The sequence below is a fragment of the Zobellia uliginosa genome, from assembly GCF_018860745.1.
GTDB classification, from domain to species: Bacteria; Bacteroidota; Bacteroidia; order Flavobacteriales; family Flavobacteriaceae; genus Zobellia; species Zobellia uliginosa_B.
In genome coordinates, this window is the sequence record NZ_JAHKPY010000014.1 from 70,640 (window position 1) to 85,195 (window position 14,556).

Consider the following 14,556-nt stretch of genomic DNA (forward strand, 5'->3'; position numbering starts at 1 on the left):
TTTTTTCAAAAATAAGACCATTTAAATAAAGAATATGCTTTTATAGGATTTTGTAAAAAATAACCAATAAAAAATACATCGCATTCACATCAATTAGCGGAATGGACAAACAAGAACAATAAAATATAACTCACCAAAAAAAGAAAAGCTAAACTATAATAACGGTATGTTAAAAAATTGTAAAACTTTGGAAACTTTTAATGTTTTTAAAGTTTCCAACTTATCTTTGACGCTTCTATGAAAGAAAAAATTTTAGACAAAGCCACAAACATGTTCTTGACTTTAGGGTTCAAGAGTGTTACTATGGACGATCTTGCCCATGAAATGGGAATATCTAAAAAAACCATTTACACCCATTATGCAAATAAAACTGCATTAGTTCAAGAATGTACCGGCAATCTTTTTTGTGAAATATCCGAAGGTATAAATCAAATTTGCTCGCTGCACAAAGATCCTATCGAAGAGCTTTACGACATTAAAAAGTTTGTAATGATTCATCTAAAGGGAGAAAAGTCTTCCCCGCAATATCAGCTCCAAAAGTATTATCCAAAAATTCATAATACACTAAAAGCTAAACAGTTTGGAGTAATGCAAGCGTGTGTGGTAAATAATATAAAGAGGGGTATCGATTACGGGATATACAGAGAAAATTTAAATATTGAATTTATCTCCCGGATATATTTTTCTGGTATAACCAGTATTAAGGACTATCAATTATTTCCAGAAGAACAGTTTCCATCCAACGCCTTAATGGACTATTATCTAGAATACCATTTAAGAGGAATTGTTACGCCTAAAGGAAGAAAAGTTTTAAATGAAATTATAAATTCAAATCATGAATAAATGAAAAACCTATTTATAACAACCATGGCTTTGCTTACAACTGTACTTTCAGTTGCCCAAGACCCTCCTGAAAAAACGTACAGTTTTACATTGGAAGAAGCTATTGCATTTGCTTTAGAAAACAATTACAGTGCAATTAATGCAGATAGAGACCTTACGGATGCCCGAAAACAAAAATGGGAAACTATTGCAGACGGACTTCCGCAAATTAACGGATCGGTAAGCTATCAAAATCAATTAAAGCAACCTGTAACCGTAATTCCCGCAGAATTTTTTGGTGGCGAACCCGGAACATATACAGATGTAATCTTTAGTCAAGCTCAGTCTGCTACGGCAACTGCCACTTTAACCCAAAAGATTTTTGATGGCTCATATATAGTTGGTGTACAGGCAACAAAGGCATTTTTGAGTTATAGTGTCAATAATGAAGAGAAAATGGACCAGGAGGTTAGAAAATCTGTGGTTGAAGCATATGGTAATGTGCTGCTAGCTCAAGAAAGTGTGGCCATTCTAGAAAAGAATAAGGCCGTATTGGATAAAAATCTTTTTGAGACCAGTAAACTATATGAAAACGGACTTGGTGACGAAGAAAGTGTTGAGCAGTTACAAATTACGCTATCATCTGTAGAAAGCCAATTGAAGAATACCATTAGACTTGAAAATATAACTCGCCAAATGCTAAACCTTGTAATGGGTATTGCTATTGATGCTCCTACTAAATTGGAAGAGAATCTAGATAATCTTACCACAACTCAAATTGACTTTGGCCTAATGGAAGTAGATTTTGATATGGCTAACAATGTAGATTATAAATTGGCCATGAATCTTACTGAACAAAGGTATTATGAGTGGAAGCTGGCAAGAAGTAGAGCCCTACCAACCTTAAATACCTTTCTTAATTATGGTACTGCTGCTTACTCAAATGATTTTAGTTTTTTTAAAGGTGAGCAAGACTGGTTTGACTCTTCAATATTAGGCGTTGACCTTACTATTCCTTTGTTTAGTTCCGGTAAACGTTCTGCAAGTACTGCAAGAGCCAAAATTGCCATGGAAAAAGCCAAAACCCAACTTTCCGAAGCGGAAGAATCTATAAGGCTTCAACTAGAATCTGCTAAAAGCGATTATATCCTTGCCATAGAGGAATATGAAACAGCAAAGCAAAATTTAGATTTGGCGGAACGTATCGAAAACAAAAACCAAATTAAATATTCTGAAGGTATTGCCAGCAGCTTTGAGCTTCGCCAGGCACAAACCCAGCTCTATGATGCACAACAAGGCTACCTGCAATCTATGGTAGAAGTCATCAACAAAAAAACCGATTTAGAGGTCATTATAAACGAACCCAATTCTAATCTTAAGTAATTAAGATAAATAACATAACAAACTTATTACGATGAAAAAAATACTATTCTTAGCAACTACCGCCCTACTTTTTTCCGCTTGTGGTGGGAAGGACGCATCTGTTAATGACGTCATTGCGCAGGGAGATTTAGAGAGTATCCGAGCTAAAAAAAGTGAACTTTCCGAACAACAGAAATCTATTGAAGACGAACTTCAAAAACTTGATTCTGTAATTAGCACCATGAGTCGCGATGAAAAGTTGCCTCTAGTAACTACCGTAACTGCTAAAGCGGCAAAATTCGATCATTTCTTAGAGCTTCAAGGAAATGTCAAAACTAAACAAAACGTTCTTGTATATCCTGAAATGTCCGGTACTTTACAACGTGTTTATGTTAAAGACGGACAAAGAGTAAGTGCAGGTCAACTATTGGCAACAATAGATGATGGCGGTATGAGCAGTCAATTATCTCAACTAAAAACTCAGGCCGAGCTTAGCAAAACTACTTTTGAGCGTAGAAAACGTTTGTGGGAACAAAAAATAGGTTCTGAGATAGAGTATTTGTCAGCGAAAACCAATTACGAAGCTGCCGAAGATGCCATCAAACAAGCACAGAGTCAATTAGGAAAATCCACTATTAGAGCACCCTTTTCAGGAATTATAGATGATGTTATCAAGGATCAAGGCACAGTAGTTTCTCCAGGTCCAGACTCTGAGGTTTTTCGTATTGTAAACCTTTCTGATATGTATATTGAGGTAGATGTTCCGGAAACCTATTTAGATGGTATTAAAGTTGGAAAAGAAGCCAAAGTATACTTTCCTGTTTTAGGCGATACAATAGTTACAAAAGTTAGACAGACCGGTAATTTCATCAATCCTAGCAATAGAGCCTTTACCATTGAAATTCCCGTTCCAAACAAAAAAGGAAATATAAAACCCAACCTTACGGCAAAGGTGAATATAAATGATTATACAAGTGAGAATGCCATTGTTATTCCACAAAGTATCATATCGGAAAATGCTGAAGGAGACCAATACGTTTTTATTGCCGAATTAGATGGTAGTGAGAATGAAGCGATTTTGAAAAAGAGTATTATTCAGACCGGTAAAACACAAGGAAGTCAAATTGAAGTTTTATCAGGGATAAGTGATGGAGACTATATTATTGAAGAAGGTGCCAGAAGTGTTAAAAATGGCCAGAAGGTTCAAATTCTAAATGACGAGACCGATGAGCAGTAAACAGCAAAAAAATGCTAGCAAAGAGTTTAGCCTTTCATCTTGGGCTATAGACAACCCTTCCGTCATTTACGTTATGATTGCCATATTCTTATGGTTAGGGCTAAAATCATATTTTGCGATGCCTCGCGAGGATTTTCCGGAAATTGTAGAGACCAAAATCTACATCAGTACCATTTACCCAGGTAACACGGCAGAAGATGTAGAAAGATTACTTACAGACCCACTTGAAGACCGTTTAAAGAACGTAAGTAACGTGGTAGAAGTAACCTCAACTTCACAGGAAGATTATTCTATCATCACGGTTGAGTTTGATGAGGAGTTATCCGTTGAACAAGCAAAACAGAAAATAAAAGACGAAGTTGATAGCGAAAAGGCCAGTGAAGATTGGCCCACTTTTAATAACGCCAAAGTTGAACCTGATGTTTTTGACCTGAACCTTTCGGAGTCGTTCCCTATTATGAACGTGAATTTTACAGGAGATTATCCTGTAGAAAAATTAAAGGAATTTGCGGAGTATTTACAAGATGAGATTGAGGACCTTCCGGAGATCAAGGAGGTAAGCATTCGTGGTGCACAAGAAAAAGAGGTAGAGATTGCAGTAGATGTCTATAAGATGATGGCTTCTAAAGTTAGCTTTCAGGACATAATTAACGCGGTAAGCAACGGTAATTCCACTATGTCTGCGGGTAACATTCTCTCCGGAGGTCAGCGGCGCACCATTCGTATTTTGGGCGAAGTGAAAGATCCAAAGGAACTGAACGATTTTGTCGTAAAGTCAGAAAATGGGGCAATCTATTTAAAAGACATTGCCCAGGTAACTTTCTCCGAAGAAGAAAAAACCACTTTTGCACGTGAATTCGGTACAAGTGTGGTTATGTTGGACATTAAAAAGCGTTCTGGGAAAAACATGATCGAAGCTACCACGAAAGTAAGGGAAATCGTTAAAAAGGAACAGGAAGCTTATTTTCCTGCTGATCTGAACATCACCATTGCCAATGATTCTTCGGGAAGAACTTTGAATCAGGTAGATGACCTTGTGAATAATATCATTTTTGGTATTATCCTAGTGGTAACGGTACTGATGTTCTTTTTAGGATTTAGAAATGCTCTTTTCGTGGGCTTTGCCATTCCTATGTCCATGTTTATGTCGTTCATGATATTGAACAACCTTGGCTATACCCTGAACACGATGATTCTTTTTGGGATGATCATGGGTCTGGGTATGATGGTAGATAACGGTATTGTTGTAGTCGAAAATGTATACCGCTTAATGAGCGAAGGTATGTCCCGTACCGAAGCTGCTAAAAAAGGTATTGGTGAAATTGCATTTCCTATCATCATCTCAACATTAACTACAGTAGCGGCATTCGTGCCTTTGGGTTTATGGCCTGGTATTTTTGGGCAGTTTATGATTTACTTCCCCATTACCTTATCTGTAGTTCTTGGTTCTTCACTTTTTGTTGCAATTTTCATGAACTCTATGTTAGTTTCCCAGTTTATGGAAATTGGCGAAAAAGAACTTACAGTAAAGCAGTTAATTAGAATCAGTACCATATTAGGTGGTTTTGGTCTATTTATCTTAATTTTTGGAGGGGCAATGAGTGGTTTAGGATCCGTAATGATTTTAACGGCCATCATGTTCTGGGTATATAAATATGCTTTGAAAAAATGGGCTATTAGCTTCCAAAATGGTGCTATGGTACGTTTTGAGAATTGGTACGAAAGACGAATCGCACACTCATTACGAGGTAAGAACGTGTATTGGTATTTTGGAATCACCTTCCTTTTATTAATTGGTGTTTTTATGGCTTTTGGAGCATCTTTGGGTAGTGGCCGTACTAAAGTTGAGTTTTTCCCGGATAACAAACCAAACGAGATTTATGCCTATATCGAATATCCTCAAGGAACAGCAATAGATAAGACCAACAAACTTACCAAAGAGATTGAAGCTAGGGTTTTTGCTGTTGCCAATCAAGATAAATATACTAATGGTGATTATAACTATTTGGTAGAATCCGCAGTCTCGCAGGTGGGAGAAGGTGCAGGGAACCCACAAACGGATGGTGGTTCTTCGGCAGAAATGCCGCACCGTGGAAAGGTAACGGTATCTATGCGAGAGTATAAATACAGGGATGGCCGCGACACTGAAGTGCTTCGTGGGGAGATACAAGAGGCACTTACCGGAATATACCCTGGTGTTGCAATCTCAGTTGAAAAAGAGGCCAACGGTCCACCGGCAGGTTACCCGATAAATATAGAACTGGAAGGTAAGGATTATACGGAGTTGATCAATACCGCTGAAGATGTTAGAAACTTTATCAACACAAAAAATGTTGCCGGTATTGAAGAATTAAAAATCGATGTAAACAAGAGCAAGCCTTCTATGCAGGTGGTTGTTGACAGAGAGAAAGCTGGTGAACTGGGTGTTTCCGTAGGTCAGGTGGGACTTCAATTAAGACGTTCGCTGTTTGGTGAAAAAGCAGGTGTATACAAGCTTGATGGTGATGATTACGACATAAATGTTCGTTTCAATGAGGATATTAGATATAACAAAAATGCCTTATTCAATCAGAACATCATTTTTAGAGATCCTTCAAATGGTCAGATAAAAGAGATTCCCGTTTCGGCAGTAGCCAAACAACGAAATTCATCTGGATTTAGCGCCATCAAACATAAGGATAAGAAAAGAGTTGTAACCATATATTCTCAGCTAAAACCTGGTTTTAGTGATGCAGGTGCCATTGTAGCGGAAATCCAAAAGGAGATGGATAATTTTAAGGGGCTTCCTGAAGATGTACAGATTGACTTTACCGGTCAGATTGAAGAACAAAATAAACAAATGCAGTTCTTGGTAGGTGCATTCTTCTCTGGATTGGGATTGATTATGTTGATTCTAATTTTCCAATTTGGAGGTATCTCCAAACCACTTATCATTATGATTGCTATCTTTTTGAGCTTCATTGGTGTGTTTGGCGGATTGATTGCTACTGGATGGTCTTTTGTTATTATGATGACCATGATGGGTATTATTTCGCTCGCAGGTATTGTTGTGAACAATGGGGTGGTCCTCCTAGATTATACCCAAATACTTATTGATCGAAAGAAAGTAGAATTGGGTCTTAACGATAAAGATTTAATTTCTTTAGAAGAGGTAACTGAAATCATTACAAAAGGTGGCAAGGCAAGATTACGTCCCGTAATTCTAACTGCTATTACCACCGTTTTAGGTTTAATTCCGTTAGCAATAGGTCTTAATATTGATTTCTTCTCATTGTTCTCTGAATTTGATCCAAAAATCTATATGGGCGGTGACAATGTTGTTTTCTGGGGGCCATTAGCATGGACGGTTATTTTTGGATTGATAGTAGCAACCTTCCTAACATTAATTATTGTACCGGTGTTGTTCAATATTACCTACAGAATAAAAATTGCAGTATGGGGAAGAAAAAAGGAACGACCAGGAACAATAGAAAAAAGCTTAGAACCTACTGTTTAAAATGTGGTTTTATTCCATGGAAAAACCCCGCCAATTGGCGGGGTTTTTGTTTATTCAAATTTGTAAATCTTTTAAAGTTTAAAGGTAACTCCTGCGTTAATTACTGTACCATTAAATCCAAATTGATTTACTTCCCAAGGATATTTAAATCTACCTCCTAAATCAGTAACAAAGTCACCTTTAGTATCAATTTCATCCGGATATACGTTGAACAAATTATTAATAGAAAGTGATGCTGAAATTTTTTCGCTGAAATCGTACCCAACTATCAAATCTGTAATGACCTTACCTCCAAAAGTTTGATCAAAAGCAGCATCATCAGTAGGTAAAGGGCCATTTCCTAAATCTGCTCCGTTAAGCCCGTTGCTAGAATGGCTCCAACTAACCTCTCCAAAATATGTATTATTCAGAGCCACATTAAATTTGCCGATATTATAGTCAAGACCAAGTAAGACTTTACTTTTAGGCCTCGCCGATGTTATCCTTGATTGCTCTTTTCTATTAAAAATAATATAATCATTTGCAGCCAATAAAGGTGGTGTATCAATTTGCCCTTCTATTTTTGTTTCATTAAAGTTGGCGGCCAAAGTAGCGGAAAGTACACCACTGCCTATTTTTATATTTCGATAGTTCAAAACAATGTCCACACCAGAGGTATTTGTATTAACCGCATTCACAAAGAATTTGAGACTTGTAATACTGTTATCATCAAGAATCTGTTCTATTGGATTTGTTGTGGTATCATCTCCATCATTACCGATTTCTCCAGTAAAAAGTACTCGGTCATCTACTCTAACATTATAGAAATCCAAGGAGGCAGTAAAATTATTGATTAGTTCAAATGTTAAACCCGCAGAAATATTGTTTGAAGTTTCAGCAGTCAATTGTGGCACGCCCAATCCTTCTCTAATTACGGGATCAACATTGTTAAATGTACCTTGATTGGAAATAGTTCCTCCAGATACTAATGTTTGAATATTACTTAAGTAAATCTGATGTAAAGAAGGTGCTCTAAAACCTGTACTATACGAAGCTCTTAACGCCCCTTTTTCTCCCAAAGAATATCTTCCGTTCACCTTCCAAGAAACGTTATCTCCAAAATCACTGAAATCTTCATATCTGATTGCACCACCAATCAAAAATTGTTCCGTTGGCTCCCACTCTAAATCTCCATACACACCATAATTACTTCTTTTGGCAATAATGGCGTTTGCAGGCTGCAAACCAGGAAAGGATTGTGCTCCACCTCCAAAATATGATGCAGGCTCACCAGCTTCCGCCGTGAAACGTTCCTCTTTAACTTCTGCTCCAAAAGCAATACTCACTTGACCTAGAATACGAGAAAAATCTAAATTAGCAAGTGTATTGCTAAACGAATATGCACCTACATCAAATGAAGTTGGGCTATTTGCTCCTAAATCAACATTAAGGCTGTTGTTAACTTCATAGTCAATAGCATTTCTACCATATGTACCGCTCAAATCGACATTAAAACCTAAAACCTCTCCTTTCACCCCTACTGTAGCATTATTATCTCGAACGTCTGTTTCAAAAGTTGGTTGAAAACCTTGATATTCTGAACCAGCTTCATGAAGCAAATTAAATGGATCAGCTATCCAATAAGGAGGTCTGTACAAGGCAAAACTCTTTCCTTTTCTATACGTGAATCCTCCAAATGTATAAAACTCACCTTTCCCATTCTTGAATGGCACCCCTGCGTTAATAAAGATATCCGCTTTGTTTAATTTAGGTTGACCAACAGTCATACCTAAATCTGAGTTAGCAGATAACCAAGAAGACCATGTGGGGTCATCTGCCGCAACTCCAAAAAGAACATCATCCCCTGGAGTACCAGCTCTGTTCGTTTCTTCTTGCTGATAATAACCTACTGTCAAATTTAAGTACCCACCATTATCACCAAGATTAATAGAGGTATTAACATCTGCACCAAGCTTAAATCCATCTCCTTCAGATGTAATACCAGATGTAACATTAACAGTAGTATACTCAACATTCTTATTCAAAACCATATTAATAACACCCGCAATTGCATCCGAACCATATTGAGCAGAAGCACCATCCCTCAAAACCTCTATTCTAGAAATTGCGGCGGCAGGTATACTCTTAAGGTCCACACCCACCTCACCTTTACCAGGTGTATCATTGATATAAACCAAAGCACTTTGGTTCTTTCTTTTGCCATTAACCAAGACCAAAGTTCTACTTGGCCCCAAGCCTCTCAAATCCGCAGGGTCAAAATGAGCTGTAGCATCCGAAACGGTTTGTGTAGTTGAATTAAACGAAGGTACTTTATACGTTAACATTTTATCAATGGTAGGCTGCCCAGTATTACGTAATTCAGACACCCCAATATTGTCAATTGGAACAGGGGAGTCTAACATTGTTCTAGGCTTCGATCTGTTACCCACTAAAATAACTTCATCAAGTGCAACTCCTTCTTGTAAAATTACATTTACTTCTCCTGCCTCAGCAAATTTTACCTCTTTAGTGTTGAATCCTATTGAAGAGAAAACTAAAACCCCAGGAAAACTATCAATTGCAATTTTGTAATTTCCATCAAAATCGCTTGTGGTTCCGTTCATGGTTCCTTTGGAAACGACGTTAACACCAGGAAGAGGCTCCCCATTTTGGTCGATAATAGTTCCTGTAATAGTTTCCTGGGCCAATATCGTTATCGGCAGTATTAAAAGTGCAAGGAAATATAACTTTTTAAGTAAAGCTTTCTTCATTTTATATGTTTTGAATTAATCATTTTCCTACCAAGTTAATCAAGAATTACTGCAAAACTAAAATATCTGTTAAATTTTAGCGTTTCCAAGGACAATTAATTATGATATGATCAACTAAAACGATTGGCATATTTTTTTAGATGATACCATCATAACTTCTTACATTTGCTCTTTAAACCTATCTAATAATGTACAGAAGCCATACTTGCGGAGAATTACGAGAATCGCATATTGAAACCAAAGTAACCCTATCCGGATGGGTACAAAAAACTCGTGATAAAGGTTTTGTGGTCTGGGTAGACCTTCGTGATCGTTATGGCATTACGCAGTTGGTTTTCGATGAAGATCGTACCTCTTCAAAATTATTGGAGCAAGCAAGGCATTTAGGTAGGGAATTCGTTGTTCAGGTAACCGGTGAGGTCATTGAAAGATCTTCGAAAAATCCAAATCTTGCTACTGGTAATATTGAAGTTTTGGTAGATGAGGTAGTTATTCTAAACGAATCTAAAACACCTCCCTTTACCATAGAAAATGAAACTGACGGCGGTGAAGACCTACGGATGAAATATCGCTATTTGGATATTCGCAGGAATCCTGTTAAAAACAATCTTGTTTTTAGAAGTAAGGTGGCTATGGAAGTACGAAAGTACCTTAGTGACCAGAGTTTTATTGAAGTTGAAACACCATATTTAATAAAATCCACGCCGGAAGGAGCTCGGGACTTTGTTGTGCCTAGTCGTATGAACGAAGGGCAGTTTTACGCCTTGCCTCAATCTCCTCAAACTTTTAAGCAATTACTTATGGTGGGAGGTATGGATAAATACTTTCAGATTGTAAAGTGTTTTCGTGATGAAGACCTCCGAGCCGATAGACAACCAGAATTCACGCAGATTGATTGCGAGATGGCATTTGTAGAACAAGAAGATATTCTTGATGAATTTGAAGGGCTTACCAAACATCTGCTGAAAGAAATTAAAGGATTTGAAATATCTGCCTTTCCAAGAATTACCTATGATGATGCTATGCGCATCTACGGTAATGATAAACCGGACATTCGTTTTGGGATGGAATTTGGCGAGCTAAACACCGTAGCACAACATAAAGAATTTGGGGTATTCAATTCCGCGGAATTGGTGGTTGGGATTGCGGTACCCGGTGCTGCAAATTATACGCGTAAAGAATTAGATGCCTTGGTAAATTGGGTGAAAAGACCACAAATTGGTGCCCAAGGAATGGTATATGCAAAGTATAATGAAGATGGAAGTTTCAAATCTACCGTAGATAAGTTTTACGATCAAGAAGATTTGTCCAAATGGGCTGAAACTACCGGAGCAAAACCTGGTGATCTTATCTGTGTTCTTTCTGGGGATGCCAACAAGACCAGAGCTCAATTGAGTGCTCTTAGAATGGAACTGGCTGAAAGATTAGGTTTAAGAAATCCTGAGGAGTTCGCACCGTTGTGGGTTATTGATTTTCCTCTATTGGAACTTGATGAAGAAACTGGTAATTACCACGCCATGCACCACCCATTTACTTCCCCAAAACCTGGACAGTTAGAATTGCTAGAAACCGACCCAAGTGCGGTACGTGCCAATGCCTATGATTTGGTACTGAACGGTAATGAAATAGGAGGCGGCTCTATTCGTATTCACGATAGAGACGTACAAAGCACAATGTTAAAACACCTAGGCTTTACGCCAGAAGAAGCACAGGCTCAATTCGGTTTTCTTATGGATGCCTTTCAATATGGAGCTCCGCCACATGGAGGTATTGCTTTCGGATTAGATCGATTGGTATCTATTCTTGGGGGTCAGGAAACGATTAGAGATTTTATCGCTTTTCCAAAAAACAACAGCGGACGTGATGTTATGATTGATGCTCCCGCAGCAATTGACCAAGAACAGCTTCGCGAACTAAATCTAAAGCTAGATATAAAAGGATAGCAAAGAAATCCCACCTTGGAGTGGGATTTTTTTATACTTTTAGATAGCAAATCTGTTTAATGCCAACCAAACTACAAAGACTATCTACTAAATTTTTAAAGTGGCGATATAAAAATATCTCCAATAAGACTTTTACGCAAATCATGAGCGTATTGGTAGGGCTTTTAGCAGGGCTGGCATCCGTTACACTAAAAAACATTGTTTACTTTATTGAGGTGTCTCTTGAAAAGGGGATTTTCATTTCAAACAACGGGCTCTATTTTATACTACCCATAATAGGCCTGACGCTTGTTTATCTTTACGTAAAATACATTCATAAAGAACCACTTCAACACGCGGTTTCTTCTATTCTTTTTTCACTTTCTAAAAAGAAAGGGGTAATTAAACCAAATCATATTTATACCCAATTGATCGCCGCTCCCTTAACTATCGGTTTTGGTGGATCTACGGGTCTCTTGGGCCCTGCAGTTGCTTCGGGAGCTGCCATAAGTTCAAATATTGGACGGTTTTTTCACATTAACGCAAAAACCCGATCATTATTGATTGCTTGTGCTTCGGCCGGTGCCATTGCCTCTATATTTCAATCACCCATTGCGGCTATCATTTTTGCAGTGGAAGTTTTTAGTTTGGATTTCACCATGCTCTCTATGCTTCCCCTATTATTGGCTTCTATCTCTGGGGTTTTGACCTCTTACTTCTTTTTAGGTAACGAGGTGCTTTTTAATTTTACCTTAACTCAGAATTTTGAGATAAAGGACACTATATTTTATATCATTTTAGGTGTAGGAACAGCTTTCGCTTCCATCTATTTTACACGAATGTATTTTCGTATTCAAAAGCTATTTGCCAGGTTAAAAACCCCAAAATACAAACTCCTAGTTGGCGGATTGGCCATAGGCATAATGTTGTATTTCATTCCGCCGTTATACGGAGAGGGTTTTAGCTTTATTAACGACCTACTTCACGGTGACCATATTAAAGCTTTGGGCAAAACTCCTTTTGATGATTACACTCAAAATATCTGGGTTGTTATAGCTCTTTTGTTCGGAATAACCATTTTTAAAGCGGTAGCAATGACCACGACATTGGCAGCTGGTGGTGCTGGTGGAATATTTATCCCAACCATGGTAATGGGTAGTGCACTTGGCAATGTAATGGCAAAAATCGTGAACCACTCAGGCTTAGGTTTTGCCGTTTCCGAAAGTAATTTCACGTTAATTGGCATGGCAGGTCTCATTGCCGGTGTATTACACGCGCCTTTAACCGCAATATTTTTAATTGCTGAAATTACAGGTGGTTACGAGTTATTTGTTCCCTTAATGATTACCTCATCCATATCTTATCTTATAACCAAAAACGCAGTTGATTACACTATATACACAAGAGAGCTGGCCCAAAGCGGAGACCTACTGACCCACAATAAAGACCAATCGGTATTGACACTTATGGAACTGGACGATGTTATTGAAAAAGACTTTAAAACTGTAAATCCTGATATGACACTGGGAGACATGCTTCACAAGTCCGTTGCAAAATCAGCTAGAAATATTTTCCCTGTAGTTGATAAAAACCAATCTTTAGTAGGTATTGTTTTATTAGATGATATAAGAGAATTTATGTTTGACACCTCTCTTTATGAAACCACCAAAGTAGAGACCTTTATGCACAATGCTCCCGAACATATCTTTCATGGAAAAGACAGTATGCAAAAAGTAATGGAAAAGTTTCAGAACAGCGGGGCATGGAACCTACCGGTTATTAAAAATGGCAGATACATAGGCTTTGTATCAAAATCCAAACTCTTGACCGCCTATAGGCGAGAACTCATTAATTTTACAAGATAAGGTCTTAAAAGGTTTTGTAATTTTACCGCTACTATGAAATACCTTGTTTCTTTAATCACTTTGGGTTGTTTTGCTGCTATCATCTATGGCTTCAGTATTCAAGAAGAAAATTTGCCTTTGAGCCATAAATTTATTGGTTCTGGTACCCTTGGACTTTTCCTTGTGGCCATGCCTTTATTTCTCTTCACATATAGTAAAGGAAAGAAAATGAAAGACTATATGCTTACTGAGGAGAACATAAAAAAAATGAGAGGTAATGAAACCGAAAAGACTGATAATCAACAATCTTAATCATAAAAATTACTTCATTTTAACTTTGCCTAATCAAAAAATTTATAATTTAGTTGTAAACTATTATCAACTAATTTCAATTAATCATGACTGGCACAGTAAAATTTTTCAATGAATCCAAAGGATATGGATTCATAACTAACGATGAAACCGGAAAAGACATTTTTGTACACGCTACTGCATTAAACGGTACGGCTCTAAATGAAGGTGAGAAAGTAGAATATGAGGAAGAGGAAGGCCGGAAAGGCATTGTAGCCGCGCAAGTACTAGTTGTAGGCTAGTATAAAAGCTACCAACAACGCTAACCCTAGCTTCGGTTGGGGTTTTTTATGCTCCAAAAGCAGATGTTATTTGTTTTTCCTTCTTTCGTTAAAAAAACGTTTCAACAAATCACTGGCTTCATTTTCCATTAGTCCACCTACCATTTCCGTCTTTGGATGCAATTTTGTTCCCATAACGCCACAACCCCTTTGAGGATCCTTGGCTGCATAAACTATTTTTGAAATTTGACTCCAATAAAGTGCTCCAGCACACATTTGACAGGGCTCTAGAGTAGCATAGAGTGTACAGTTCTGTAGATATTTACCTCCCAGAAAATTTGCAGCAGCGGTTATAGCCTGCATTTCCGCATGAGCGGTAACATCATTTAATTGCTCCGTAAGATTATGGGCACGTGCTATAACCCGGCCCTGTATAACAATAACCGCTCCTATAGGTACCTCACCCTTTTCATAAGCGGCTTCAGCTTCCTGAAGTGCTTTCTTCATATAATACGCATCATCAAAAGGCTCTATCATAACCAGGGTTTAAC

10 protein-coding genes are annotated in these 14,556 nt (G+C 37.7%); 8 read left to right on the forward strand and 2 right to left on the reverse strand.

Features of this window, described 5'->3' with window-relative positions:
• The first annotated feature begins 237 nt into the window (after nt 1-237).
• From KO521_RS15265 to KO521_RS15280, 4 genes are read left to right on the forward strand one after another with little or no spacing between them, the layout of a single operon-like run.
• A complete protein-coding gene (locus tag KO521_RS15265; protein WP_215940778.1) occupies nt 238-843 on the forward strand; it encodes a TetR/AcrR family transcriptional regulator in 606 nt (201 codons plus the stop codon).
• The gene (locus KO521_RS15270; RefSeq protein WP_215940779.1) at nt 844-2,205 is read left to right on the forward strand and encodes a TolC family protein; all 1,362 of its coding nucleotides are present in this window, start codon (nt 844-846) and stop codon (nt 2,203-2,205) included. It abuts the gene before it with no gap.
• Nucleotides 2,206-2,236: 31 nt separating this feature from the next.
• Nucleotides 2,237-3,421 carry an efflux RND transporter periplasmic adaptor subunit gene (locus KO521_RS15275; protein WP_215940780.1) on the forward strand — a complete coding sequence of 395 codons (1,185 nt, stop codon included), beginning with the start codon at nt 2,237-2,239 and terminating at the stop codon, nt 3,419-3,421.
• Nucleotides 3,411-6,917, forward strand: a complete 3,507-nt coding sequence (locus KO521_RS15280; protein WP_215940781.1) for an efflux RND transporter permease subunit — start codon at nt 3,411-3,413, stop codon at nt 6,915-6,917. Before KO521_RS15275 ends, KO521_RS15280 begins: the two co-directional genes overlap by 11 nt.
• A 71-nt stretch (nt 6,918-6,988) precedes the next feature.
• On the opposite strand, the gene KO521_RS15285 is transcribed toward KO521_RS15280, so the two are convergent.
• Nucleotides 6,989-9,667 (reverse strand): TonB-dependent receptor, encoded by a 2,679-nt coding sequence (locus KO521_RS15285; protein ID WP_215940782.1) that lies wholly within the window; start codon nt 9,665-9,667, stop codon nt 6,989-6,991.
• A 188-nt stretch (nt 9,668-9,855) separates the two neighbouring features.
• Between KO521_RS15285 and aspS the strand changes: the two genes are divergently transcribed.
• From aspS to KO521_RS15305, 4 genes are all read left to right on the forward strand, one after another.
• Nucleotides 9,856-11,610, forward strand: coding sequence for an aspartate--tRNA ligase (gene aspS / locus KO521_RS15290; protein WP_215940783.1), 1,755 nt, complete (start codon nt 9,856-9,858; stop codon nt 11,608-11,610).
• A 59-nt stretch (nt 11,611-11,669) separates the two neighbouring features.
• Nucleotides 11,670-13,454, forward strand: a complete 1,785-nt coding sequence (locus KO521_RS15295) for a chloride channel protein (protein ID WP_215940784.1) — start codon at nt 11,670-11,672, stop codon at nt 13,452-13,454.
• A 33-nt stretch (nt 13,455-13,487) separates the two neighbouring features.
• Nucleotides 13,488-13,745 (forward strand): hypothetical protein, encoded by a 258-nt coding sequence (locus tag KO521_RS15300; RefSeq protein ID WP_215940785.1) that lies wholly within the window; start codon nt 13,488-13,490, stop codon nt 13,743-13,745.
• Between the two features lie 86 nt (nt 13,746-13,831).
• Nucleotides 13,832-14,026: a cold shock domain-containing protein gene (locus KO521_RS15305; protein ID WP_252730084.1), complete on the forward strand. Its 195-nt coding sequence runs from the start codon at nt 13,832-13,834 to the stop codon at nt 14,024-14,026.
• A gap of 66 nt (nt 14,027-14,092) precedes the next feature.
• Here the strand turns inward: KO521_RS15305 and KO521_RS15310 are convergent, their stop codons facing one another.
• Entirely contained in the window at nt 14,093-14,542 is a 450-nt protein-coding gene (locus KO521_RS15310) for a nucleoside deaminase (RefSeq protein WP_215940786.1), read from the reverse strand.
• Nucleotides 14,543-14,556: the final 14 nt, after the last annotated feature.

Coding starts and splice junctions, on each gene's coding strand:
- KO521_RS15265 (WP_215940778.1), top strand. CDS start 238: ATGAAAGAAAAAATTTTAGACAAAGCCACAAACATGTTCTTGACTTTA.
- KO521_RS15270 (WP_215940779.1), top strand. CDS start 844: ATGAAAAACCTATTTATAACAACCATGGCTTTGCTTACAACTGTACTT.
- KO521_RS15275 (WP_215940780.1), top strand. CDS start 2,237: ATGAAAAAAATACTATTCTTAGCAACTACCGCCCTACTTTTTTCCGCT.
- KO521_RS15280 (WP_215940781.1), top strand. CDS start 3,411: ATGAGCAGTAAACAGCAAAAAAATGCTAGCAAAGAGTTTAGCCTTTCA.
- KO521_RS15285 (WP_215940782.1), bottom strand. CDS start 9,667: ATGAAGAAAGCTTTACTTAAAAAGTTATATTTCCTTGCACTTTTAATA.
- aspS (WP_215940783.1), top strand. CDS start 9,856: ATGTACAGAAGCCATACTTGCGGAGAATTACGAGAATCGCATATTGAA.
- KO521_RS15295 (WP_215940784.1), top strand. CDS start 11,670: ATGCCAACCAAACTACAAAGACTATCTACTAAATTTTTAAAGTGGCGA.
- KO521_RS15300 (WP_215940785.1), top strand. CDS start 13,488: ATGAAATACCTTGTTTCTTTAATCACTTTGGGTTGTTTTGCTGCTATC.
- KO521_RS15305 (WP_252730084.1), top strand. CDS start 13,832: ATGACTGGCACAGTAAAATTTTTCAATGAATCCAAAGGATATGGATTC.
- KO521_RS15310 (WP_215940786.1), bottom strand. CDS start 14,542: ATGATAGAGCCTTTTGATGATGCGTATTATATGAAGAAAGCACTTCAG.